Annotated in this window: 17 protein-coding genes, 1 tRNA gene and 2 rRNA genes; 9 read left to right on the forward strand and 11 right to left on the reverse strand. The window is 59.7% G+C overall.

Translation table 11 applies throughout. The annotated features are described in order from the left end of the window. Positions 1-125 precede the first annotated feature (125 nt). From ACZ1JM_RS00020 to ACZ1JM_RS00035, 4 genes are all read left to right on the forward strand, one after another. Positions 126-2,918 (forward strand): 23S ribosomal RNA (locus tag ACZ1JM_RS00020). Positions 2,919-3,054: 136 nt separating this feature from the next. Further along, positions 3,055-3,169, forward strand: a 5S ribosomal RNA gene (gene rrf, locus ACZ1JM_RS00025). A 136-nt stretch (positions 3,170-3,305) separates the two neighbouring features. After that, positions 3,306-3,382, forward strand: a tRNA-Met gene (locus ACZ1JM_RS00030). Between the two features lie 132 nt (positions 3,383-3,514). Then, positions 3,515-3,700, forward strand: a complete 186-nt coding sequence (locus tag ACZ1JM_RS00035) for a hypothetical protein (RefSeq protein WP_465132060.1) — start codon at positions 3,515-3,517, stop codon at positions 3,698-3,700. An 8-nt stretch (positions 3,701-3,708) separates the two neighbouring features. On the opposite strand, the gene ACZ1JM_RS00040 is transcribed toward ACZ1JM_RS00035, so the two are convergent. The 6 genes from ACZ1JM_RS00040 to ACZ1JM_RS00065 form a co-directional block, all read right to left on the reverse strand. Next, positions 3,709-4,803 (reverse strand): ABC transporter substrate-binding protein, encoded by a 1,095-nt coding sequence (locus tag ACZ1JM_RS00040; RefSeq protein ID WP_465132061.1) that lies wholly within the window; start codon positions 4,801-4,803, stop codon positions 3,709-3,711. Between the two features lie 15 nt (positions 4,804-4,818). Further along, positions 4,819-6,174 carry an LLM class flavin-dependent oxidoreductase gene (locus ACZ1JM_RS00045; protein WP_465132062.1) on the reverse strand — a complete coding sequence of 452 codons (1,356 nt, stop codon included), beginning with the start codon at positions 6,172-6,174 and terminating at the stop codon, positions 4,819-4,821. Continuing rightward, positions 6,174-8,399 carry a TonB-dependent receptor gene (locus ACZ1JM_RS00050; protein ID WP_465132063.1) on the reverse strand — a complete coding sequence of 742 codons (2,226 nt, stop codon included), beginning with the start codon at positions 8,397-8,399 and terminating at the stop codon, positions 6,174-6,176. The genes ACZ1JM_RS00045 and ACZ1JM_RS00050 overlap by 1 nt, the downstream gene beginning before the upstream one ends. Positions 8,400-8,633: 234 nt before the next feature. Beyond that, positions 8,634-9,764 (reverse strand): sigma-54 interaction domain-containing protein, encoded by a 1,131-nt coding sequence (locus ACZ1JM_RS00055; protein ID WP_465132064.1) that lies wholly within the window; start codon positions 9,762-9,764, stop codon positions 8,634-8,636. A 127-nt stretch (positions 9,765-9,891) separates the two neighbouring features. Beyond that, complete coding sequence (locus tag ACZ1JM_RS00060; protein ID WP_465132065.1) at positions 9,892-10,605, reverse strand: class II aldolase/adducin family protein; 714 nt, start codon at positions 10,603-10,605, stop codon at positions 9,892-9,894. A 31-nt stretch (positions 10,606-10,636) separates the two neighbouring features. Beyond that, positions 10,637-11,671: an ABC transporter substrate-binding protein gene (locus tag ACZ1JM_RS00065; protein WP_465132066.1), complete on the reverse strand. Its 1,035-nt coding sequence runs from the start codon at positions 11,669-11,671 to the stop codon at positions 10,637-10,639. A 265-nt stretch (positions 11,672-11,936) separates the two neighbouring features. Between ACZ1JM_RS00065 and ACZ1JM_RS00070 the strand changes: the two genes are divergently transcribed. The 3 genes from ACZ1JM_RS00070 to ACZ1JM_RS00080 are packed head-to-tail and all read left to right on the forward strand — an operon-like array spanning position 11,937 to position 15,224. Then, complete coding sequence (locus ACZ1JM_RS00070) at positions 11,937-13,118, forward strand: MFS transporter (RefSeq protein WP_465132067.1); 1,182 nt, start codon at positions 11,937-11,939, stop codon at positions 13,116-13,118. Then, on the forward strand, positions 13,118-14,056 hold the full coding sequence (locus ACZ1JM_RS00075; protein ID WP_465132068.1) for an LLM class flavin-dependent oxidoreductase: 939 nt from the start codon (positions 13,118-13,120) through the stop codon (positions 14,054-14,056). Before ACZ1JM_RS00070 ends, ACZ1JM_RS00075 begins: the two co-directional genes overlap by 1 nt. Positions 14,057-14,069: 13 nt before the next feature. Continuing rightward, positions 14,070-15,224, forward strand: coding sequence for an LLM class flavin-dependent oxidoreductase (locus ACZ1JM_RS00080; protein ID WP_465132069.1), 1,155 nt, complete (start codon positions 14,070-14,072; stop codon positions 15,222-15,224). Positions 15,225-15,318: 94 nt separating this feature from the next. Here ACZ1JM_RS00080 and ACZ1JM_RS00085 read toward each other — a convergent pair whose 3' ends face one another. Genes ACZ1JM_RS00085 through ACZ1JM_RS00100 form a run of 4 tightly spaced genes read right to left on the reverse strand, consistent with a single transcriptional unit; the run spans position 15,319 to position 18,829 of the window. Next, entirely contained in the window at positions 15,319-16,383 is a 1,065-nt protein-coding gene (locus ACZ1JM_RS00085; RefSeq protein ID WP_465132070.1) for an ABC transporter substrate-binding protein, read from the reverse strand. A gap of 27 nt (positions 16,384-16,410) precedes the next feature. Continuing rightward, a complete protein-coding gene (locus ACZ1JM_RS00090; RefSeq protein WP_465132071.1) occupies positions 16,411-17,262 on the reverse strand; it encodes an ABC transporter ATP-binding protein in 852 nt (283 codons plus the stop codon). A gap of 8 nt (positions 17,263-17,270) precedes the next feature. Beyond that, complete coding sequence (locus tag ACZ1JM_RS00095; protein WP_465132072.1) at positions 17,271-18,041, reverse strand: ABC transporter permease; 771 nt, start codon at positions 18,039-18,041, stop codon at positions 17,271-17,273. Then, the gene (locus ACZ1JM_RS00100) at positions 18,038-18,829 is read right to left on the reverse strand and encodes an ABC transporter permease (RefSeq protein ID WP_465132073.1); all 792 of its coding nucleotides are present in this window, start codon (positions 18,827-18,829) and stop codon (positions 18,038-18,040) included. The genes ACZ1JM_RS00095 and ACZ1JM_RS00100 overlap by 4 nt, the downstream gene beginning before the upstream one ends. Positions 18,830-19,157: 328 nt before the next feature. Here ACZ1JM_RS00100 and ACZ1JM_RS00105 point away from each other — a divergent pair, with 328 nt between their 5' ends. Together ACZ1JM_RS00105 and ACZ1JM_RS00110 are read left to right on the forward strand one after the other, a co-directional pair. After that, on the forward strand, positions 19,158-21,440 hold the full coding sequence (locus tag ACZ1JM_RS00105) for a TonB-dependent receptor (RefSeq protein WP_465132074.1): 2,283 nt from the start codon (positions 19,158-19,160) through the stop codon (positions 21,438-21,440). Positions 21,441-21,458: 18 nt separating this feature from the next. Further along, entirely contained in the window at positions 21,459-22,952 is a 1,494-nt protein-coding gene (locus tag ACZ1JM_RS00110; protein ID WP_465132075.1) for an amidohydrolase, read from the forward strand. 51 nt (positions 22,953-23,003) lie between these two features. Here ACZ1JM_RS00110 and ACZ1JM_RS00115 read toward each other — a convergent pair whose 3' ends face one another. Continuing rightward, the gene (locus ACZ1JM_RS00115) at positions 23,004-25,616 is read right to left on the reverse strand and encodes a TonB-dependent receptor (protein ID WP_465132076.1); all 2,613 of its coding nucleotides are present in this window, start codon (positions 25,614-25,616) and stop codon (positions 23,004-23,006) included. Positions 25,617-25,623: the final 7 nt, after the last annotated feature.

The raw sequence follows: 25,623 nt of genomic DNA on the forward strand, positions 1-25,623 counted from the left end.
ATCTGCCGGACGTCGGTGGGTACACGATGGCGCACTATTACAGATGTAAATCTGGCTGAGATAATCGTCCGCACCTGTAAACGGTGACGCCTCTATGCAGGGTTGTCATTGATGGTGTGGATTCTCAAGCGTGAGGTAAGAGCATTTGGTGGATGCCTTGGCATGTACAGGCGAAGAAGGACGTGGCACGCTGCGATAAGCGTCGGGGAGTTGTGAGCAAACTTTGATCCGACGATTTCCGAATGGGGAAACCCACCTTCACCATTTCTCTCAGAGGTTGAGTGATCAGTCTTTGAGTGAGGTGGATAAGGTATCACCGAGTTGAATACATAGACTTGGTGAAGCGAACCCGGGGAACTGAAACATCTAAGTACCCGGAGGAAAAGACATCAACCGAGATTCCGTTAGTAGTGGCGAGCGAACGCGGACCAGGCCAGTGCTCATCTTTCAGTTAGCAGAACACTTTGGAAAGAGTGGCCGTAGCGGGTGACAGCCCCGTATGCGAAAACGATGAGATGAGACTCGAGTAGGGCGGGACACGTGAAATCCTGTCTGAACATGGGGGGACCACCCTCCAAGCCTAAATACTCGTACATGACCGATAGCGAACAAGTACCGTGAGGGAAAGGTGAAAAGCACCCCGATGAGGGGAGTGAAACAGTACCTGAAACCGAATGCTTACAAGCAGTTGGAGCCTCTTTAGGGGGTGACAGCGTACCTCTTGCATAATGGGTCAGTGACTTAATGTACCATGCAAGCTTAAGCCGTTAGGTGTAGGCGCAGCGAAAGCGAGTCTGAATAGGGCGATGGAGTATGGTGTATTAGACCCGAAACCCGGCGATCTAGGCATGACCAGGTTGAAGGTGCGGTAACACGCACTGGAGGACCGAACCGTTGAATGTTGAAAAATTCTCGGATGAGTTGTGTTTAGGGGTGAAAGGCCAATCAAGCCGGGAAATAGCTGGTTCTCCGCGAAATCTATTGAGGTAGAGCGTCGGATGTATGCCGTTGGGGGTAGAGCACTGGATGGATGCGGGGGTCGCGAGATCTACCAATTCTAACCAAACTCCGAATACCAACGAGACTTATCCGGCAGACAGACGGCGGGTGCTAAGGTCCGTCGTCAAAAGGGAAACAGCCCTAACCTACAGCTAAGGTCCCCAAGTCATCACTAAGTGGGAAAGCATGTGGGAATCCCAAAACAACCAGGAGGTTGGCTTAGAAGCAGCCATCCTTTAAAGAAAGCGTAACAGCTCACTGGTCTAAATAAGGGTTCCTGCGGCGAAAATGTAACGGGGCTAAAGTGATGCACCGAAGCTTAGGGTTCAGATCTTTGATCTGAGCGGTAGCGGAGCGTTCCGTAGGCGAGTGAAGCGATCTGGTAATGGGTCGTGGACGTATCGGAAGTGCGAATGCTGACATGAGTAGCGACAAAGAGGGTGAGATGCCCTCTCGCCGAAAGACCAAGGGTTCCTGCTTAAAGCTAATCTGAGCAGGGTGAGCCGGCCCCTAAGACGAGCCCGAAGGGGGTAGTCGATGGGAACCACGTTAATATTCGTGGGCCTGGTGGTGTGTGACGGATCTCGTGTATTGTCCGACCTTATTGGATTGGTCGGGCTTTGAAGAGGTTCCAGGAAATAGCCCCACCGTATAGACCGTACCCGAAACCGACACAGGTGGTCAGGTAGAGTATACCAAGGCGCTTGAGAGAAGTATCCTGAAGGAACTCGGCAAATTGCCTCCGTACCTTCGGAAGAAGGAGGCCCCACGTATGCGCAAGCACTCGTGGGGGGCACAGGCCAGGGGGTAGCGACTGTTTAGCAAAAACACAGGACTCTGCTAAGTCGGCTTCAAGACGACGTATAGGGTCTGACGCCTGCCCGGTGCCGGAAGGTTAAGAGGAGGAGTGCAAGCTCCGAATTGAAGCCCCGGTAAACGGCGGCCGTAACTATAACGGTCCTAAGGTAGCGAAATTCCTTGTCGGGTAAGTTCCGACCTGCACGAATGGCGTAACGACTTCCCCACTGTCTCCAGGATATGCTCAGCGAAATTGAATTCTCCGTGAAGATGCGGAGTACCCGCGGTTAGACGGAAAGACCCCGTGCACCTTTACTGCAGCTTCAGAGTGGCATTAGGATAGAATTGTGTAGCATAGGTGGGAGGCTTTGAAGCGACGGCGCCAGCTGTCGTGGAGCCATAGGTGAAATACCACCCTGTTATGTTCTGATGTCTAACCTCGAACCGTTATCCGGTTCAGGGACCCTCTGTGGCGGGTAGTTTGACTGGGGCGGTCGCCTCCTAAAGAGTAACGGAGGCGCGCGATGGTAGGCTCAGGCCGGTTGGAAACCGGCTGCAAGAGTGCAATGGCATAAGCCTGCCTGACTGCGAGATTGACGAATCGAGCAGAGACGAAAGTCGGTCATAGTGATCCGGTGGTCCCTCGTGGAAGGGCCATCGCTCAACGGATAAAAGGTACGCCGGGGATAACAGGCTGATGATTCCCAAGAGCTCATATCGACGGAATCGTTTGGCACCTCGATGTCGGCTCATCACATCCTGGGGCTGGAGCAGGTCCCAAGGGTTTGGCTGTTCGCCAATTAAAGTGGTACGTGAGCTGGGTTCAGAACGTCGCGAGACAGTTTGGTCCCTATCTGCCGTGGGCGTCGATACTTGAGAGGAGTTGTCCCTAGTACGAGAGGACCGGGATGAACATGCCTCTGGTGTACCTGTCGTGGCGCCAGCCGCGCAGCAGGGTAGCTATGCATGGACGGGATAACCGCTGAAAGCATCTAAGCGGGAAGCCTCCCTCAAGATTAGGTATCTTCGAGTCGTGATAGACCATCACGTTGATAGGCCGGGTGTGGAAGTGGAGTAATCCATGGAGCTAACCGGTCCTAATAACTCTGATCATGCTTGAGAATCCCACCATCAATGACAACCCTGCTCAAAACAGGGAAATCCGATGGCGGACGATCAACCAGCCAGAAACACACACATCTGAAATACGCACGGGATACCACATCGATTAAAATGCGACTTGCGCCAGCTCCATTGCTTGGTGACCATAGCGTCAGTGACCCACCCGATCCCATCTCGAACTCGGCCGTGAAACCTGACAGCGCCAATGGTACTTACGCTCAAGCGTCGGAAGAGTAGGACGTCGCCAGGCATTGAAGCCGGCGCAAACTCGCACAAAAAACCCATCACAATGACAAAACAACAAAAGGGGGCCAACGCCCCCTTTTTGCGTCACACACAGACGCACACAATACACACGGCTGACCAAAATCAGCCCAAAACGGTGACGCGGGGTGGAGCAGCCCGGTAGCTCGTCAGGCTCATAACCTGAAGGTCGCAGGTTCAAATCCTGCCCCCGCAACCAACAATACCGGCGACATACGCCGCCCCAGGGCCTCCCTGGGGCGGCGTATGTCGTTTAACGCAAACACCGCCATCTCGCGCGCAGGCGACGCGCGACGATCGTTGACGTCGGCTGCGCGCCGGATCCCTCGCCATGATGATCAAGCAACCACAGCCCAATGCGCGTGTCATCGGCATCGATACGGACGTACCGGCGCTTGCACTCGCAGCGGCAAAAGCCAAAGCCGCGGGCGCCTATACCGAATTGCGATTGGGCTGCGAGGGAAATCTGCCCGCGTCTTCCAGAGATTGCGGGCCGGCCAGCAGAAGAGCAAATTAGGAAAACAGTCAGTCCGCTGCCCCCTCCTTTGACGCTGCTATGTTTTGGTACGCGGCTTCAAGCGGTCGGCGATCGACCCACTCGGATAATGAGAAGTCGCGTTCCAGGAAACCATGCAGCCCAAGCGCCTTCTTCTGCAGCTCGAACAAGGTGAGCCTTTCCTCGTCAAGCGTAGGGTGGAGGGTCGTATGGAAATCGGCGCCATAAGCCTTGGTTACGGCTTCGACACTACCGCGCGTTTCTGCCTGAAGAATTTCGTGGACCTTGGCGACGTTTTGCGCTGCCCAATCTGCTGCTCGCAACGTCACTTCCAAGAAACGAACCAGATAATCAAAGTGATTGTCGATCAAGCTCTGATGTACAGTAATAGGCCGGGGCGTGCCATTGTTCACGCGAAAGCGGCGGTCGGGCAGCGCATCCAGATCGATGCCTACGATTACGCCCGCTTCCCGTGCGCTGTCCAGCGCCGACGCGCCTTTGACATAGACGGCATCGACCAATCCCGACGTGAGTGCGGCGATGGGCCACAGATTGTCCAGTCCCCCACGTCCAGGCAGGTTTTCGCGGTCTGCACCCCCGATGTTGCGGATCGTGCCGCCAACCTCGACGATATCCACGTCATCGAAAGTCAGCCCGGCAGAATGCAAAGCGCCTTTATACCCGAGGAACGACATGCCGCGACTGATGCTGGTGCCTCTTACATGGCTTGGGATCTCGTGCTCTGTCCAGGCCGGCAGGGCAATCCGTTTCCCCTTGAGGTGCGCGGGGCTGGTGATGCCGGAATCAGGCCGGACCAGAATGACCTGGCTTTCCTCGATCCAAGTCAGGCCGATGAGCTTCGTTGGCTCCCCCTGCGCGCGAGCGGCAATGGCCAGCATGTTGCCGCCTTCACGGATGAGGGTAGGCAACCGATGATCGTAATGGTGCAGCGCCAGTTCAGGGGTGGCCTGCTGTAATGTGCGGACTGGAACGTTGTCCGCTGCAAAGGCCTCGTCCAGCCAGCCCAGCTTATATGCCAAGCCGGTCGCGGTGGGAACCGGGCAACGCGTGAACCATATCTCGCTTGGCGCGGCGGAAGCAGTAGGAGCCAGCTGGGTAGCCATGAGTATTCCTTTCGATCACAAAGCGGGAATGGCGGACGTCAAATGTTTCGAATTCTGATTTGCCGGACGATCGAGACCGAGGTTTTCGCGTAGCGTCCGGCCTTCGTACTCGGATCGGAAGATCCCGCGCTTCTGCAACTGCGGGACAACCAGATCGACGAAGTCTTCCAGAAAGCCGGGATTGAGGGGCGGGATCAGATTGAAGCCGTCCACCACACCTTGGGTAAACCAGTCCTCGATCTGATCCGCCACCTGGGTCGGGGTGCCAATGACGATGCGGTGGCCACGCACGACGTTGTAGTGCAACACAAGCTGGCGCAGCGTTAGATTTTCGCGCTTGCCCAGGCGTACGATCTGTTCCCACCGACCCTTGCCATTTTCGGGGACCGGGTAGTCATCGGGGATCGGCTCATCCAGAGGCAGATGGCTGACGTCTTCACCGATCAGTTCGATAGGACCTGTCAGATCCACTTTCGCCTGCAACGCTTCGAACTTCTCGCGCGCTTCGGACTCGGTGGCGCCGATAGCGAACGATAAGCCCGGCGTTACCTTGAGTTGGTCGGTCGCCCGTCCGAACTTCGGCAGCCGGCTCTTTACGTCGTCGTAATAGTCGCGTGCATCGTCTACAAATTGTGCTGCGGCGTAGATCATCTCCGCATGTTGAGCGGCGAAGTCACGTCCAGTCTCAGAGTTTCCGGCCTGCACGAAGACTGGATAGCCTTGAACCGGCCGGGCGATATCGAGAATCGATTCGGAATCGAAATGCCGCCCATGGTGGTTCACCGGATGGACGGACGCCGGATCGAGGTATTGGCCGGACTGCTTGTTGGGATGATTAAAAACCCCGTCATCCCAACTATCCCAATACTTCTTGGCCAGCGCGATGAACTCGGCAGCCCGATCGTATCGGCCGCTGTGATCAAGAGGATCCTGGACACCGAACGTGCGGATCGAGCCCGGTGAGAGCGACGAGACTACATTCCAGCCCGCCCGGCCGCCGCTAAGGTGGTCGATGGACGCCATTTGACGGGCAAGAGTGTAAGGGTGGCTGAAGTTTGTGTTCACCGTCGCGATCAGGCCAATATTCTTGGTCATGACCGATAACGCGGAAATAAGGCTGAGCGGTTCGAAGCTTCCGCCAGCCGGGCGACGACCAATACCGCGAACGTCATCCGCGCCCATCCCGACGAAGTCAGCGAAGAATACGCTGTCGAGTTTGCCCCGCTCAGCGGTCTGGGTGAGGCGAAGCCAATATTGAAAGTCCGGATCGCCGCCACCCGGGGATCCAGGAAGGCGCCAGGATCCCGGGTGGTGCCCATGCCGCGTCAGGAAGACCCCGAGGACGAGTTGGCGCTTGCGATCGATCGGCATCAGAAGCTTACCGATACCGCACCGCCCCACACGCGCGGTTCGATGATGTACTTCAGGTAGCCGAAGTTGGCGGACGGAATGATCGTCGATGCAGCGTGGCTGTTGGTGACGTTGCGGGCGAAAATAGAGAACTTTATGTCGTTGGGAAGCTTGTAGCTGAGCGATGCATTGCCCAGCCACTTTGGTCCCTGCTCCAGCGGAGCGGTCTGTGTACCGGCGTTGAAATAGAGATGAGAACGGTATGACCAATTGGTTTCGGCTACGATCTGGTGATCGTTACCGAGATCGAACGTATATTCACCACTGACGCTGGCAGTTACATGAGGGGCGCGGACGAACTGGTTGCCCGAGCAATCGACGCCCGCTTTGCAATTGGGGAACGAGGTATACTTGGTGTCGAGCAGGCCAAGTGTTCCTGACAAGCGCAAGGCGTCGATCGGCCGAGCGGTTATCACCGCTTCGGCCCCCTTCGACCATCCCTTGCCCGCGTTGGAGAGCTGGCTGAGCGGCAATTGGATGACGGTGACCTGAATGTCGCTGTAATCGTTGTAGAATGCCGCCAGGTTGGCAGTTAGCCGACCACCAAACCATTCAGACTTCAAGCCTACCTCATAACTCTTGACGAATTCCGGGTTGACGGTTGCGACCTGCGTTTGCAGCGTGGCGCCAGGGTTGAATCCGCCAGAGCGGAAACCCTTGGCGTATCTGGCATACACGTTCACGTCCTTGTTGAACGAATAACGTACCGTCGCATCATACGTGAACGCCCGCCAGTTGCGCTTGGTATCCTGGACAGCGCGAGTGGCGATCCCGGTTCCGGTGACCGAATTGCGCGACCAGAAGGTGCCCTGATCGAGGAAGACGAGGGTGCCTGAACCGGCCGCCGTGCCGATCGTGTTGAGATCGATCGCCTTGTCTTCCCACGTGTAGCGGCCACCAAGGATGACCTCGAGATTGTCGACCGGCTCGTAAGTCAGATTGGCGAATAGGCCGTAGCTGTTATTGGACTGTACAAACTGCGTATTGGTCCAGCTGGGTCGCAGTCCCACATTGTTGGGAAGCAGCGCGGTGACGGCCTCGGAATTCAGCTTTTCGTAATAGTAATGCGCACCCACAATCCATTTCAAACGCCCTTCATCGGGCGATGCAAGGCGTACTTCCTGATTGAAGCTCTTGGCATCCAGGCTGCTGTACGTGTGAGTGCCTTCGTGATTTACTTGCGTGCCAAGTTCGGAGCGGTGCTTGAATTCGTTGTATCCGGTGATGGACGTGAGGTGAAGTACACCCACGTCCCAATCAAGGTTCAACTGCACCCCCCGTTGCCGCAGATCCTGGCCGCTGTTGCCAAAGGACGAATTGTTTTTGTAGCCTTGCGGAACTGGAATGCCCGCAGCGTCAGTGGCATTGAGGCCCTGATAGATGATATCGCCGACATTCTTGTAGTCGCGATACTGCACCCGCAAGAGTGCGGTCAGTGTATCTGTGGGCTTGGCGAGGATTGAGAAGCGCGCCGCTGCTTCCCGGTTCTTGCCCATCGGGGTGCCGTCGTGCTGGTTGGTCGCAAAGCCGTCGTCGTCGCGGAAGTGACCGGCGAAGCGGACCGCCACTTTGTCGCTCAGCGGGCCGCCCCATGCTCCTTCAAGAAGGGTCGAGCCATAGCTGCCATATTCAGCACGCGCATAGCCACTCGCATTGAAATCGGGTTTGCGTGAGATGAAATTGACCGCGCCTGCGGTAGTATTCTTGCCCCATAAGGTACCTTGTGGGCCGCTAAGCACTTCGACGCGCTCAAGATCGAAAATTGGGAAGGCCTGCGCCACAGGTATGCCGACGTAGACTTCGTCTTGATAAATCCCGACCGGGCTGGTTTGACCGTTGCCTGGCACCGAGTTGCCGATACCGCGCAAGTACCAGCGTGGCGTCAAGTTGCCTACCGATGTGTCGGCACTGAAGCTCGGAACGAACCGTGAGATGTCGCTTGCGCGGGTAATCAGCCGATCGCGAAGAGCGTCTCCGCCCAACGCAACGACTGAAGCCGGTACGTCCTGCACGCTTTGCGAACGCTTCTGGGCGGTGACCATGATCACGTCGCTGCCGGAAGCGTCCGCGTCATCCGCAGGTGCCTCCGCGTGGGCTTGTCCGGACATCGAAAGTGCAATCGCCAGAGCGCTGGCAGTGGAAAGGCGGTGTGCCGAAAGAAAGTGATAGGGCACCTTGATTGCCATGGCGTGCTGAGTCCTCAATAAAGTCGAACGTGAACGGCGAAAGTTGATGGCTCGCTTGGCCGCACTTCCGTTTCACGATACTCAGCAACTGCTGTGCCATTTCCAGAAAATGTATATAAAGCAATGATTAAGAGGAATTACGAAACTGCCGGTGCGCAAGTCCGTACAGTCGGTGTGCAGATTTCAATAGCCCAAGAAATCCATCCCGGGCTCAAACGCGCCCTCATACAAATGTCAGATCAGACCAAAATTCTTCAGATGGGTACGCAGCACGTTTCGAGTGACGCCGAGTGCCGCAGCCGTTCGGATCTGGTTGCACTCGTGTCGACTGAAGGCGGTCCGCACCACGTTCTCGACCGTCCGATCTAAGAGGGAGTCCTGTTTTTCTTCCAGAAAACGGGCGACCAGCGGTGTCAGGCGAAGCTCCATGTCGACACCTTCATCGGTGGCGGTGATGACCGGTCGATCTTCCGTTGTGATCGGTTCAGATGCTTGCGGGTTTGCGCGGGTGTCCATCGCATTCAGTGCCAAATCCAGGTCAGTGATCTGACCGTCGATGCATGTCAGTGTGGCGCGATAGACGGCGTTTTCCAGTTCGCGAATGTTGCCGGGCCAGGCGTGAGAAAAAAGAGCATCCTCAGCCCCAGCCGTGAATTCAAGCCGCCCTGCATCCATTTTGGCGCCGTAAAGCTCGAGGAAATGCCGCGCCAGTGGAAGGATATCGGCACGCCGTTCGCGCAGCGGCAAAATCGGCAGGGAAACCACGTTGAGGCGATAGAAAAGGTCTTCGCGGAACCTGCCTTCGGAAACGGCCTTTGCGAGATCGACGTTGGTGGCCGCTATGAGCCGGACATTGAGCGCGATCGGCTTGCGCGATCCCAGTCGCACGACCTCACGTTCTTGCAGGACACGCAACAGTTTGACCTGTAATGAGTGCGGTAAATCGCCAACCTCGTCCAGAAACAAGGTGCCGCCATTCGCGGCTTCGAACCAACCCGGGCGGCTGTCGGTCGCGCCGGTAAAGGCACCACGTTCGTGGCCAAAAAGTTCCGATTCAATCAAGGTATCAGAAAATGCGCCGCAGTTGACCGCGATGAACGGGCCGTCGCTGCGGTCGCTCAGGGCGTGGACATAACGGGCGACCAACTCTTTGCCGGTACCGGTTTCACCCGCGATTAGAACGGTGGCTTCACTAGGCGCCGTACGTTCAATCAAGGGTATGAGCGCTCGCGAGCGGGGGTCAGAAAAAACGAAGGCGCGCGCGCGGATGGCGGGTATCGATGGGTTGTTCGGATCCAGAGAAAGGATCGTGCGCCCGGTCGAATGTGACCCCGGGCTTCCCGATTGTTTTTTCGCTACAGCCATTTCCGTGCTCCTTCGTCTGCACAATGGCACCGACTCATTGTCAATTGGAATAGTAGACATTATAGGGTGCAGGCAAGCTAAGCTTTACCTTCACCCCCATTTTTCTCCTTAAGCGGTAATCTTTCGGTCAGTAGCGATCGGTAACAGGCAGCAGCCCTTCCTGCAGAGCGGTGTCGAATAGTTTGCTCATTTTCCATTGCTGACGCAAAACGCCTGGTCCGAAATCTCGTGATCCGCCAATGGCTTCGGCTCTGATGGCGATATCCGCGCCTTCTTCCAGCAGCAGGATAAATTCTGCGAGGGCACGCAGGCCATTCCAGCCCCACACCGTCGCCCCGCCGTTTGCTTCGAGAATGGCGGGAGTTCGCGGATTGATCTTCAGCGTTTCGAGGATAAATGCGTCTTCGTCCTGCCGTCGATCGATATAGATCGGTATCTCGCGGGCCAGTTGAAAGCGCTGTACTGGTACATAGGTGAAAGGCAGGCTGCGGTGTGTTTGTGACCAAGCGCCAAGATTCGGGCTGTGAACGTGGCTAAGCGACGTGATGTCTCCATGCTGTTGAAACACGGACAGAAAGCGCAAGGCCCCAAACCCTTGGCCCTGATGTACCTTGCCCTCCAGATCGAAGATGTCGGCCGTCAGCGGCTTGTTCCGATCGAACGGGCCCGGGTAATTTACCGAGACAAGGAAGTTCTCGCCCGGCACCCGCTCGATGAATCCAACGGTTCCGTTAGCCGTGATCGTGCCGGTTTCCCGGAATGCCGTAAAGGCATTGTCCGCCTCGGCGATGGTAGCTTCGGCGAATTGGACGACGGCTGCAGGAATTAAGGATGCGGTCATGAGGTTAGGTCCTTGCTGAATACGGTGAAAGTCAGGCGGCGCGGCATTCGGCGCGCAGGGCAAGGGCGGCGGCCAGCGGCCGATCGTCTACCCAGGCATCGATATCGACTGGCTGTTCCAGAAACCCGTGAATACGTAGAAATTGCTCCTGCACTCTCAGCATATCTATCCGCTCGGCAGAGAGATCGGGGTGCAGCGAACGATGGAAGCCGTTGCGATATGCGGCTTCGACACCGCACCGCCCGGCAAAAGTTTCCCGCTCAAGAATGCGCATGAGTTCCGGCAAATGGCCCGCCGCCCAGTCGGCAGCGCGCAAGGTCTGGTGCAGGAACCGCACGACGATATCGAAGTGGTTTTCGATCATGTGGCGATGCACGACGATCGGTCGCGGCGTGCCGTTATTGATGCGGGTCATTCGGCTGGGATAGGCATCCAGATCAATACCGACTTCCAGCCCCAGTTTCTGGGCTGCCTCTGCCGCCGCCGCTCCTTTGACGTAGACAGCATCCACGCGGCCGTCAGCCAGCCATTGCAGGCCAGACCACATGCGTTGCATCATCTGTGGTTCCGAAAAATCGACCTGCGGCGTCGGCACATCCACTAAGCGGACGTCGTCAAGCTGCAACCCCGCCAGCCCCAAGGCGCTTTTGATGCCGTGCAGGGACATTCCACGAACCACGGATTGACCTCTGGTGGCGACATAGCCGGGCAACGCGAACCGCAAGCCTTTCAATTGGGCGGGATCCATAAACTGATAGCCCGGTCGGACCATGACCGCTTGGCGTTCATCGATCCAGGTGAGGCCGATCACCCGTGTATCCGCACCCAAAGCCCGAGCAGCGAGTGCGGGGATGTTTCCACCTTCGCGAAACAGGCGGGAAGCCATACGCTCGGCGCCGTCCACCACCAGTCGCAGCTTGTCTTCGCGTATCCAGTCAACGGCGATGCCTTTCGGCACGAACTCTCGATCGAGCAATCCCAGTGACCATGCGATACTCGATGCCGCCGGCACGGGAGAGCGTATCAGCCAGATCCGATCTATCGCTCCCCCAAAGTCGTTCGTCATCAGCGTCATATCCTTGCAGCTGCTTGATCGTCACGTCCCGACGCAAGTGCTATGCCAGCTGCCTGATCTGGCTGTATTCTGAAACCGCAGTAGATCCGCTGTGCAAATCTGTACGGCGATTGCGCAAAATTGCGCAGGCAGGTGCAGATACCGAAGTTGATCAACAGTCGAGACCGCGATTCTGGAGCGTGGCACGGTCCATGCTTCGCCTGCGGGAATGCTAAACGGCCCATCTTCATCGCGCGTCGGAACAGGACCCACTCACGTGTCCATCGCCGGCTTCCTTTCGCTCGCAGCGACAAGCGGCGTTACGATAGGAATGGCGAACATCGTAACGCAGCTGTTCGCGATCAGCATCGGGGCAACGCCTTTTCAAATGGGTGTGATCGGCGCGATGGAAGCCATTGGCATGATGCTGCTGACGGTGCCCGCCGGTTTTATCATTGCCCGGCACGGGGCCAAGGTGGTCTATGCTGTCGCCAGCCTGGGACCGTTGTTCGTGTACCTACTGTTGCCTCTGGCCGGACAGTGGTGGCTGGTTGCTCTTGCGCGCTTGTCGGTAGGGATCTGCATCCCATTCCGCACCGTGTCGATGGCAAGCGCGTTCCTGGGGCAATTACGCCGCATCGGGTCACACAAGGCGGGATGGTACCGCGCCTCGCTCACGCTGGGGATGGCAGTGCTCGGACCGGCGGCCGCAACTTTCATGACCGCGCGGGCAAGTTATCAGGTGTGCTATATTGTCATCGCCGTCTTGTTTGGAGGCATGGCAGCGTTCAGCCTTTCCTTTTTCCCGGAGAAGGAAGATGAGGCTGATGCAGATGGTCATAGGATCGGCGTCGTCGGCCAGATCACACGGCTATTGCGCAACCCGGATGTGTCTGAAAGCTGCTCCATCGAGTTTGTAAGCGGTGCGACAGCCAGTCTTTTCGCGACATTCATCTTTCTGGTTGCCGCATCGCTTCCAGGGCTGACTGCGCGTGATGCAGTGAATGTCCTGTTGATCGACGGAATAGTCACCATCACCGCCCTGTTCTTCGGTGCACGTTTACTGCGGTATTTGAGCAGACGGCAGGCCTACGCAATCGGCCTAGTCCTCGCCCTCGCAGCCTTGTTGGCTGCCTTTTCGGCAGATGGCCTGTCAGGTCTGATCATGGGCGGCGTGCTGCTTTCATTGGGAGCGGCTTTGGTACACCTGGTCAACATGGTGCTGCTTGCCGGTCTTCCCGGCGACCGCAGCAAGGCATCAAGCGTATACCAGCTTTCTCAGATGCTCGGTTCCGCCAGCGGTGCACTGGCAGGGGGCCTGTTAAGCAAAGTCATGCCGGTTCAGGCCATTTTCGGGGCGTGGCTTCCGGTGCTGGCGCTGGTTGCCGTCCCGATTTGGCTGTTTGGGCGGCGATCCGCCCTGTTGTCTTCCCAACCTTTAACCGAAGGAGGCCGTTGATGGCGCTCAGTTTTTATTGGTATCTGTCCACGTCGTCTCCAGTCGATCGCCGCCGGGCGGAGTGGGTGCAGGGGGATCGTCCATGGGCGCCTACGCGTGACGCTGCCAGCCGGCGGTTGCAGATAAACCATTATGATTATCTGACCCAGGTGGCCCGTGCGGCCGAACTGACGGGCTTCGACGGGATCGTCGTGCCCGATGAGGCGGATGGTGAGGAACCGTGGATCGTTACCGGCACTCTTTTGCGCGAAACCCGGCGGTTGGCGCTGGTGACCACGGTGGCGCCAGGGTCGGCCTCGGCGGTGTATCAGGGCAAGATGGCGTCGAGTGTGCAGCGGTTTTCCGGGGATCGGCAGGCTTGGCTGATTGATCAGGCGCAGGGTCTGGAGGCGGGTGATTCCATCGCGCCGGAAAGCACGTCTGAACGCGCGAAGGAACTGGTCACGCTGCTGGAAGGCATCTGGGGCGATGGTCCTTTCGATCAGGAGGGGAACCATTTTATCGTTGAAAAAGGAGGACTTGGCAGTCTGGTGAAAGGGCGAAGGAGGCCGCCCGTATGGCTTCGTCAGTCGGATCGACCTGCCCGGGAATTGCTGCCTCATGCCGACGTTCTGCTGCTGGACGAGGCGACGCCGATCGGCGCGCTTGCGGATGCCGTGGCCGATGCGCGCAAGGCTGCGTCCGGCCTGCGGATCGCCGCGCGGCTGCCGATTCTCGCCCGTGCGGAGGCCGCGGACGTGGCTGTGGAGCGTGAGCGGATAGAGCTTCCTGGGTCCGCACTAGTGGGCACCTATAATGACATTGCCGCCACCTTGAACGACCTGACGCGTGCCGGGCTTGATATTGCCGTCCTCTCCGCGACGAACCAGATTCAGGAAGTTCATATCGCCGGCGAACAGATCATCGGCCGCGTTCGCGCCAGCGCCGAAGCGGCCTGAAGGAGACCCTGACATGAGCATCGATTTCTATTGGCGCATCCCGACCCATGGATGCAGCAGCAGCATTCGCGAGCGCAGCTTCAACCGGGGTGACTGGTCTCCGTTGGTGCCGGGCAACCAGGCACCCGGTCTGGTCGGAGGCGAACCGGACGGGACCAGCTATATCGACCACATGGCCGAGATTGCGCGGGCCGCTGAAATTTCCGGTTTCGTTGGCGGGCTGCTGCCGTCATTCCCCATGACCGACGACCCATGGGTCATCTCCGCCGCGCTGGCGCGGGCGACCAAGGCGTTCCGCTTCATGATCGCGTTCCAGCCCGGATTCCTGAGTCCGGTGCGGGCGGCGCGGATGTCCGCCAGCCTGCAGCGGGCGACCAATGGGCGGGTGGTCTACAACATCATAACCGGCGGGGGCGGTCCCGCGCAGCGATGGTGGGGCGATCCCTTCGACCATGATGACCGCTATGGCCGGACAACCGAGTTTCTGGACGTCATGAAAGGCGTATGGAAAGATGGGCCATTCACGCACAAGGGCCGGTTCTACCAAGTCGAGAACGGCGCCTTGCCACCAGCCCTTGCTGCCGAGGATCTGCCCACGATCTACTTTTCGGGATCGTCCGAGGCCGCGCTGCAATCGGCGGCGCGTCATGCCGACTATTACCTGTCGTGGCTGGAACCGTTCGCCCAGCTAGCCCAGAAATTCGATCAGGTGAAGCGGCGCACCGCCGAGATCGGGCGAGCGATCAAATGCGCCATCCGGGTAGAGATCGTGGCCCGCCCGACGGAGGAAGAGGCATGGCGCGAAATCGAGCTGGGCTTTGCCAACGTGAAATCGGAAAGCCGTGAGGCATTCGGCGAACGGCGCGGCGATTCCGTGGGTGTCCAGCGACTGTCCGGGCTGGGCGTCGCCGATGCGCGCGACTATCGTGACCTGATCGTATCACCAAACGTATGGGGCGGTTTCAGCCTGCTTCGCCCCGGCCCTGCGCTGGGCATTGTGGGCAGTTACGAAAATGTCGCTGCGCGTCTGGACGAACTGATCGGCCTTGGCGCGGACTCGTTCATCCTTGCCGCGACGCCGCACCTTGAAGAGGCCTATCGCATCGGTGAGGAAGTGCTCCCCCTGCTGGGCCATCAGGCCGTGCAGCGGCTGGAGGCGGCTGAATAAGCCCCGCCGCCATTCACGGCACACACGACAAAAGGCCCGGCAGGATAATCCCGCCGGGCCTTTTGTCGTGTGATCCCGAAGTGTGGGTGTGGATTCACTTCGGATTTTCCCACCAACCTTCATAATGAAGGTCCCTGATCGCGCGATCCACGAAGCGGCGGTCGATCAGGTTCGATACGTCAACCTTGGTGCGCGTCAGGCCGGTGCGCGATGCGTAGTCGGACACGAAATCGAAGTGTTCCTGCAGCGCGGGCGTCGGCAATGGCGAATAACGCTGACGCCATGGCAAGCGGTTGTTTTGTTCGTCGCGCTTGACGGCGCTGAGCGGCGTCCCCCCCAGAGTTCCCCAGCTGATCACCGTATCGCGGTTCTTCTCCTCGCTGGACCAGTGGGCCTGGCGCACGAACGCGGTGACTACCGTCTGCACGATGTCCGGGTGGGCATCCAGGAAGTCCTTGCGTGCGAAGGTTCCGGCCATCATCTTCCAGCTTTCCGGCTCGTCACGGGTTGACCACAGTACACGGGCAAGGCCTTTTTCCTCCAGCACGTACGGTTCCGCCTGGATCAGGACAATGCCGTCCACTTTGCCACTGGTCAGCGCCGCCTGCCCGGCGACCGCGTTGACGTTGATGATCTTGAAGTCATCAAGCTTCATCCCCTGTGACTGGACATAGCGCGCGAAACCCGCTTCCCACGGTCGACCACGATGCAGCGCGATGCGCTTGCCCTTCAGGTCTTTCAGGGTCTTGGCCGTGGAATCCTTGCCCACGGCAAGGTAGATGTTCGAACCGGCGCGACTGGGGGTGACCAGCTTCAGGTCGACGCCACCAGCCATCGCGATGATCGAGGGCAGATCGCCATAAGCCGCCATGTCGATCGTCTTGGCCGCGAACCCTTCGTTGACGACCGGGCCGCCGACCGCTGGCGGCACCGGGACCCAACGGACCTTCCAACCCTTCTTGGCGAGTTCGGCGTCCAGCCATCCATCCTTCTGGATCATGGCAAGTCCGCCGATGAATTCGTTTTCGCCGTTCTTGGGCGAGACGATGCCGGCAATGTCGACGATCTTTTCCGACGGTTCAGGGTGGTCGGACGAACAGCCGCTTGCCAGCGCGAAAAGCGGCAGCAGCAGGGCCAGTATCTTGCGGCCATGGATCATGATGGAATGCTCCGGGTGGAAAATGGATCAGCCGCGCGGACGCGCCGGGAAAGTGACGAGTGTGCCGGCGTCCTGATCGGGTTCGCGGGTCAGCTCAGCCAGGATTTCATCCTTCAGGCGATGGAGCAGCGGCGATGCGCGATCGCGCGGGTGCGGCAGATCGACATCGACGATCCGCGCGATACGGCCCGGCCGGGGTGACATCACGACGACGCGATCGCCCAAGAATAGCGCTTCGTCTACGTCATGCGTGACCATAATCATCGTGGTGCCCGCTTCCATCCAGATGCGTTGCAATTCGGCCTGAACCTTGACCCGGGTAAGCGCATCCAGCGCGCCGAGCGGTTCATCAAGGGCCAGCACTTTCGGTTCGTTCACCAGGGCGCGGGCGATGGCGGCGCGCTGGGCCATGCCGCCCGAAAGCTGATGCGGATAGGCATCGCCGAAATCGCGCAGACCGACCAGATCCAGATGCTCGCCGATCAGCCGGTCGCGGCGGTCACGCGGTAGTTTCTGGTTGAGCAGCGCCACTTCCACGTTCTTTGCGACCGTCATCCACGGGAACAGGCGATGGTCCTGAAATACCAACCCGCGCTCAAGCCCAGTCCCGGCGACGCGAGTATCATCCAGCCGGATTTCGCCATCGTAATCGGTGTCGAGGCCTACGATCAGACGCAGCAGCGTGGATTTGCCGCAACCCGAAGGGCCGACGATGCTGACGAACTCACCGGGGCGGATCGCCAAATTGATGTCATCAAGAACGGTGAAGTCCTTGCCGCCCATGGCATAGCGTTTGGACAGGCCGGATATGCGCACCGATCCGGTGCGGGCGGTGTCTGCGCTTTTGGCGGAGCCGCGATGCGGGCGGGGGTCTGTCATGGCTTTTCCTATTTCCTGACGGCGGGTTGCCAGCGAAGCAATCGGGTACGCAGCAGTGCAAAGAGCTGGGTGAGGGCAAAGCCCATCAGGCCCACGCAAGCGACGCAGACGACGACGATGTCGGTCCGCGCGGCGACCTGGGCAGCCATCATTTCTGTCCCGAGACCGGCCGTGGCACTGAACAGCAGTTCCACGCCAATGGTGGCGATCCAGGCAAAGGCCAGCGCTTGCGAAATACCAGTGAACAGCAGCGGCAGGGCGCTGGGCCAGGCGATCAGGCGCAGGGACTGCCAGCGGGTGAAGCCGTAAAGGCGGCCCACTTCCGCGTGCTTGCGATCGATCGCCTGCATCCCTTTCTGGGTATTGAGGACGGTGGGATAGAATGCCGAAAGGGACACCAGCATCAGCTTGGCGCCGTCTCCGTTTCCAAACCACAGCGCCACCAGCGGCAGCCAGCCCAGGATCGGCACCTGGCGCATGGTGGTGATGAGCGGAGAGGCCGCCTTATCCAGAATTCGCGATTGACCCATGGCGATGCCGACCGCGATGCCGATCGAACCGCCGATCAGAAGCGCGCTCAAAGCGCGTTGCAGGCTGGCGGCGGAATGGAACAACAGGCGGCCGTCAACCAGCATCTCGATGAAGCTGGAACCGATCTGCTCCAGCGATGCGAATGCGTAGCTGTGGCCGCCCCCGTGTCGCGATTCCCATTCCCACCAGGCAAGGACGAGGATCGGGAAGAGAGCCGACAGGGCGATGGCGCCGATACGCTGCTTCATGACGTTTTCCACTGGGTGAGGCGGCGTTCCAACCGGACCATGGAGTTGTCGAGGATAAATCCGATCAGGCCGGCCACGAACACGCCTGACAGCACGACGTCGATCTGGAACAGTTGCCGGCCCATCTCCATCATCTGGCCCAGCCCGCTATCGGCGGCGAGCAGCTCTGCCGCGACCAGCGAAAGCCACGAGCGGGTAAGGCCAAGGCGCAGGCCGGTCAGCACTTGCGGCACGGTGGCGGGCAGGATCAGGCGGCTCAGAAACGGGGCGACCGGCATGCGGTAAAGCCTTGCCACTTCGCGGTGAGTAACCGGGATGTCGCGAACCGCGTCGTGCGTGGCAAGGGCCGAAGGAAAGAAGCTGGCGACCGCGACGATGACGATCTTGAAGCTGTCCTCCACGTCGAAGAACAGGATCAGCAGCGGAATGAACGCGATCACCGGCACCTGCCGCACGCAGTTGAACGTCGGCCAAAGCAGCCGGTACGTATTGCGCGACAGCGCCATGGCGGCGCCGATGGAGATACCCAGCCCACTGCCGACAAAGAAGCCGCAGACAAGGCGATAGAGGCTGGCGGACAGATGCCGCTCCAGTTCCCCGGTGGAGGCGAGGCTCACCAGTGTGGCAGCGACGCGCTCCAGCGGCACCAGTACCTGCGGAGGCCACGCGCCGCTGCGGGCCGCCACTTCCCACAGCACCAGCAGGGCGACGATGGGGAAGCTTTTGACCGCAATATTGCGCAGGCGCGAACCCGGTGTATCGGCAGTCTCGATTTGCATTGAGGACATGGCGCGCTCCACGATGGGTTTGCAACGCCGGTCGCAAGGTCTGTGCCAGAAGCCGGGAATGCGCTCAGTGCGGTGTTGCGCAGCAGTTGCGCTGCATCCGCTGTTGAAATCCGCACACCTTTTGCCTCGATTGCACCAGCATGAGCAGTCACCCGCGTCGATGCGGCTTGTTCGGTGTCATGCTGCATTTGCAGCAATCATGAGAAATTTGCGCAGGGTTGATGGCCGACAATAACCACCTCACAATTCAAGATGCTGTATTAACTGCATAAAATGCACTGGCACGGTTCTTGTTAATAGCTCCTCCGAACGACCTGCAGGGGGATAGATGACCAAGTTTCTAAACGCCGCGGCTGCCACACTGGGCAGTCTTCTTGCTTATGGACTGGCCGTGCCTGCGGCCCACGCGGCTGATGAAGCCGCCGCCGACAGTGCCGATGCGGGCACTGGCTCGGGTGGAGAGATCGTCGTCACGTCGCTCAAGCGCGAAACACGGCTACAGGATGCGCCAGCCAGCATTACCGCCATTTCCGACGACGCATTGCGGTCCGCCAACATCGATTCCGCCAACGACCTCGTGCGCGCCGTTCCCAGCCTGACGATTACCGATGCCGGACCGGGCCAGCGCCGCATCACCTTGCGCGGCATCCGCAGCGCAGGCGACGCGCAAGTCGGCATCTATTACGACGAGACGCCGGTTGCCGGACCTCCGGGCACCACCAGCGATCCGGGCGGCAGCCAGTCAGACTTCAAGCTGTTCGACCTCGAACGCGTCGAAGTGCTGCGCGGGCCGCAGGGCACTCTGTATGGGGCAGGCGCCGTGGGCGGCACCATCCGCCTGGTGACCCGCAAACCCGATTTCGAATTCGGGGGCCGCTTCGATGTCGCCGCCACTACGACCGAAGGCGGGGGTGAGGGTTATCAGATCAATGCCGCGCTCAACGTGCCGATCGTGCAGGATGTGCTGGCCGTTCGCGGCGTCTACTTTCGTCGCCAGAACGACGGCTGGGTGGATAACCCCCGGCTTGGTCTTACCGGCATCAACGACGAGCGCAGCGACGGTGGCCGCATCATGGTGCGGTTCATTCCCACGCCCGGCCTGACGATCGATGGCGCCGCGCATTTCCTGTATACCGAGGGCGGAGCCAGTACCTGGTCTCCCAGCGCGGGCAAGTACAACGCGGTCAACGCCTCGCAAGTGCCGTTCACGGACAAGCAGCGGCTGTACAGCCTGTCCGTGCATGCCGAACTCGGTTTCGCCGATCTTGTGGCGACGTCGAGCTATCAGGACCGCGACACACTGGTGACGCGCGATCCCACTCCGTTGTTCAACAGTTTTCGCACACGGTCCACCTGCGCCACGCACTTCACCGCGGCGACATGCGCGACGCCTGCGGGTTTCGCTGCGTACAACACCTATGTCGATACGCTGGTGCCTGCGATCTACTACCAGCCCCAATCGGTTACCGACTGGACGAACGAGATACGCCTGCAGTCGAATAGTACGTCCTGGCTGCAATGGACGGTGGGCGGTTTCTATGAGGATCGCGATGCCAACGTCCTGTCCGAAGCACGCCGCACGAACGCATCGGACGGATCGCAGATCGCCGGTGCCACGCCGTTGCTGCAACGCCACGTCGTCGACCACCTGAAGCAAAAGGCCGCGTTCGGCGAACTGGCGATCACGCCTGTTGCAGGTCTGACGCTGACCGGCGGGCTGCGTTACTACAGCTATGACAAGGTCGTCGGTGGCGATACTACCATCGGCCTTGACGTACTGCGTACCGCGGTATCCCCCTTTGCGCTGTACAAGACGAAGAACAACGGCTGGCTATACAAGGCGAATGCCAGTTGGAAGGCAGCGGACAACGTGTTGGTCTATGGTCAGGTCGCGACCGGCTATCGCCCCGGCGGCGTCAATCAAGTCCTGGGTCTTGCGCAAGCGCTCAGCTACAGTCCTGACAAGCTGACCACGTACGAAGGCGGCATCAAGACGTCGTTCGGCGGTGACGCGCTGATCCTGAATATTGGTGCGTACATCACAGATTGGTCCGACATGCAGGTAAGCATCAACAGCGGCAGCTTCCTGTACCTTGGCAATGCGGGCGCGGCGCGAATCCGGGGTCTGGAAGCGGAAGCCACGCTGAATCCCAAGCCCGGCCTGACGTTCAACGTCAATCTTGCCCTGACCGATGCGAAGCTGACGCAGGATCAGGTTCCCGATGGCGTTACTCCGGCAGCCACCACTGCACGTCGCGGAGACAAGATTCCGTTCATCGCCCCGCAGACCGTCAGCGTCGCGGGGCAGTACGAATGGTCACTCGGCTCCAGCGGCTGGAACGGGCTGGTGCGCGGTGATCTGGCATACATCGGTCAGTCGCATGCAGACTTCAGGCCCAATGCCATCGGCTATCGCAAAGTGGGGGACTACTCGCTGGCGAACGCGCGCATCGGTGCTCGCGGAGAACGGTACGGCATCTTCCTGTACGTCAACAACCTGTTCAACAAGGCCGGACGCATCGGAGCCGGCAATACGCTGGGCGGCACTACCGAGACGATCACGACCATCACCCCCCGCACCTACGGCATAAACCTGACCGGGTCGTTCTGACCGCACGGAGATCAGATCATGAAACAAAACCTTCTCTTCCACGCCGCGATCGGTGTGTTCACGCTCGTTACCGCTGCGTCTGTTCCCACCTCTGCGGTGCGGGCGGAGGCGCTGTCCGACAAGGACACCACCGCAATCATCGCCGGGATCGAGGCCCGTAAAAGCCAGCTTGCCGCCAATGCCCGCAAGATCTGGGAATGGAGCGAAGTCGGATTCCACGAAAACCAGAGTTCCGCGCTGCTGCAACAACAGCTCAAGGCGGCGGGCTTTCGAGTGGAGGCTGGCGTGGATGGCATGCCGACCGCTTTCATCGCCACGTATGGCAATTCCGGGCCGGTGATCGGGCTGCTATCCGAGTACGATGCGCTGCCCGGCCTCTCGCAGACCGACCAGCCCACGGAGCAATCACGCGGTGGGGTCGCCGGGCATGCCTGCGGGCACAACCTGCTGGGCACCGCGTCGGTAGAGGCTGCCATCGCGCTGGCGAAATGGCTGAAGGCAAGCGGCACCCCCGGTACCGTGCGCCTCTACGGCACCCCGGCGGAAGAAGGCGGTTTCGCGAAAGTCTATTTGGTGCGGGACGGTTTCTTCAAGGATGTGGACGCCGTGCTCAGCTGGCATCCGAGCAGCTCGAACGGCGCATCGCAAGGGCAGCTCCTGTCGATGGTGACGGTCAAGTTCCGCTTTGCCGGAACCGCATCCCACGCTGCCGCTGCGCCAGAGCGGGGCCGCTCCGCGCTTGACGGGGTGGAGATACAGAACGTCGCGGTGAATTACCTGCGCGAACACATCCCGTCAGACGCGCGGGTGCATTACACGATCACCGACGGCGGCGATCAGCCCAACATCGTGCCCGCCCACGCGGAAAGCTTCTACTACGTGCGCCATTACGATCCCGAAGTGGTGCGCGACGTGTTCGATCGCGTGGTGAAAGCCGGGGAAGGCGCGGCGCTCGCTACCGGGACGAAGTTCAGTTACGAAATCATCGGCGGCAGCTTCGGCACGCTGCCCAACGATACGCTCGGCCGGGTGGTTGACGCCAGCCTGCGCCGTGTCGGCGGGTATGAGTACACGCCCGAGCAGCAACGCTACGCCGATGCGATCGCGAAAACCCTGCCCACGGGCGCTGCAAAAGGCGGCCCGTCCACCATTTCCAGCTATGATTTCGGGCGCAAAGGGTCAGCATCCTCGGATGTTGGCGATATCAGCTGGGTGGTTCCCACCGCCAGCCTGGGAACGGCGACCTGGGTGCCCGGCACCGCGCCGCACAGCTGGCAGGCGGCATCCGCCAGCGGCACCTCGATCGGCGTCGAAGGCGCAGAAGTCGCCGCCAAGACCATGGCGCTGTCCGGCGCGCAACTGTTCCTGAACCCGGACAAACTGCGCGACGCCAAAGCCGAACTTCAGCGCAGCCAAGGCGCGGGATTCCAATACACCCCGCTCCTCGGCACGCGCAAACCGCCCCTGGACTACGCCCGAAGCGCGCTGCCGGAAGGGCGGTCTGGGAAGTAGTCCGCTTTTTCGTGTGATGTGTTCAGGTGCCGGCTTTGCGCCGGGACCTGATCAGAAATTGTAACCGATCTGCGCTACGATTGATCGGCCGCGCGTGGGTTGAAGAAAGGTATTCGTCGACCCTGCAAGGCCGCTCACGAAGTTGCGCTGGTCAGTCAGGTTGAGTACCTGCACGGCGGCATTCCATTTCGGCTGGCGATAGAAGACGCCCAAATCCAGATTGTAGCTGGTCGGGATGCGCACCGTCTTGCTGAGGTTCAGATACCATGGGCTTGTCAGCCAGCCGGACAATTCGACCCCAAAGCCTGAAGAATGGCGCCAGTCAATGTATCCGCTCAGATTGTACTTGGGAATTTGTACGGCATCGAAGCGTCCAGCTGGCAACTGGTTCAGGACATTGTTGTCGCTGAACACAGTGCCATTGTCGGGAACGAAGCCGCGTGGAGCGAACCCGGCTTGCGAAGTGTATTCGTTATAGGCCGAAAGGTAATTGAAGTTGATGCCGGTACGCAGCGCCTCGCTTGGTTGATAGCGCAAGGTAGTCTCGATGCCCTTTACTTTCAGGCGAGCGATGTTGTTGAATTGATCAGGGTTCTGATCGCGGGCCTGTTTGAAACCGGCAAGCGTTGCGAACAGCTGGCCGGGGATCAGTTCCGCCTTGATGCCGACTTCGTACAGTTCGCTAAGGCTCTTGAACTGCAGCGGGTTGAGCAGATTGGCCGCCGCACCGCTTCCCCAGCTCAGCCCGTTCGCGAAGCCACCAGTGTTGATCGCGATCGAACGGTCCCAGGTGAAGTAGAGAGTCGCGTTGGCTACCGGCTTGACGTAAGGGCTGACCTGCACCGAATAGAGGTTGTAATCGCCGCTGTCCGCCCGGTCGCCGGCGCCCGGCAGCGGGAAGGGATTTTTGATCGAGGCGTCCACCCAGCTATGACTGGCGCCCGCGTTCAGCCCGCCCACATCACCGAATTTCAGGTTGTGCTGGGTGAAGACCGTGGTCGTGCTCCAGGCGGACTGCGAGGTGTAGGATGCTACTGACTCCGCGTAGAGACCGTTGCCGGCGTAATACATCGGCGGCAGGTTCAGCCAGCCCAGCGAATTGGAAAACTGGGGCACTCCTGCACTCCCGATCCACGCGGCATTCCCACCGTTGGGATTTGATCCGGTCAGGCCCAGCAGGGTGCCGGGGTTCTTGGTCGATGGATCGAGCGTCAGATCGTAGGCATAGATGGACGTGCCGAAACTGTTGTTCGCGGCAATCGACCGGTTTGTTTCGCGGCGATAGATGATGCCGGTGTTGCTGTCGTCCACGATGCCGCCACCAAATTCGAAGCGATGGCGCAGTTCAAGGCGGTTGTCGAAGATACGGTCGCGCGACTGCACCTGGAAGGCGCCGGTCGCGTCCGTGGTGTCGCTCGATCGCTGGTAGAATGTGCTGTTCACGAGGCTGGTATGCTCGCCGATATCATAGGCCAGGCGCAGCTGCGCGGTGAAGCGCCGGGACGTGCCGCGGTCTTCCGCGCGCTGGGAGCGTTGGCGCGAGAGCGGAACCAGTTCGTTGCCCGCCAGAGTCGGGTCGTAGACCCAACCGCGCACGCTTCCGGGGCTTGCCTGCGTGTTGGGAGAAGCGGTCTGGAACGAGCCGGGCACGACTACTAACTGGCCATTCGCATTGCGTGCGCGGCGTACCCAGCCGGTAGTCGCCGCATCTGCCGCGCCGGATGCGAATACCGGCGACCAGTAGCTCGCACCGTTCTGTATGATCGGCGTGGCGCGCCCGGCGTAGTAGAGGCCGTCGTCCACCAGATCCTGCGTTGCACGGTTCCAGCCGTGGGTGACATTCCAGTCGTAATAGTCATCGTAGGCGACGTTCAGATCCGCGCGGAAGTTGTTTGCCGGTTTCCAGGCCAATGCACCATAAAGTGCGTAGTAGTTGTTTTTGACATTGTCGTAATAGTCATCCTGCTTTTGCACTGTGATGCTGGTACGGTATGCCAAGGTATCGCTGATCGGCGCGGTATCGTCACCCGTTATGGTGAATCCGAACTTAGATTTGCCGTCCGGGATCAGTGTGCCGATACGGGTCGTGAGGCTGGAACGACGCTGATCGAAGTCCGGCTTCTTCGTCAGATAGTTGATATAGCCGCCACTGCCGGTCACCGATCCGAAGATGACCGATGATGGCCCCGCAATGATGTCCGCGCCTTCATAGGCGTTGAAATTGGCCGGGTGACGCACGGCATAGCCGCGCTGGCCGTCCTGAAAGATTTCGGATGCCTGACCACGCAGCTGCGGCGCGATCCCGGCGTTCTGTCCGCCGCCCCTGGTGATACCGGGCGTGTACTTGGCAAGATCGTCGGAGCTGAGGATGATATCCTTGGTCAACTGGTCCGCGTTGATCTGCGTGACCGATCGGGGCGTGTTCAGGATGCTTTCGCCGGTGCCGTAGATAGAGGTCGGTTCACGGGTGGGCAGGACCGACGTCTGTGCATTCAGCCGATCGCCGTTGACCGTGATGGAGCCGCCAGCGCCGTCGCCTTCATCATCGTGCGTCGGTTCGGCACTGGCTGTCGCGGCGGCATGGGCAGTGTGTTCCGCCTTGGCGGTTCCCGACGAGGCCAGGGCAAGAATACTGATGCCAAAAAGGTATTTGGTGACGCGCATGGGATGC

The organism is Novosphingobium sp. BL-S-24, from assembly GCF_055521575.1.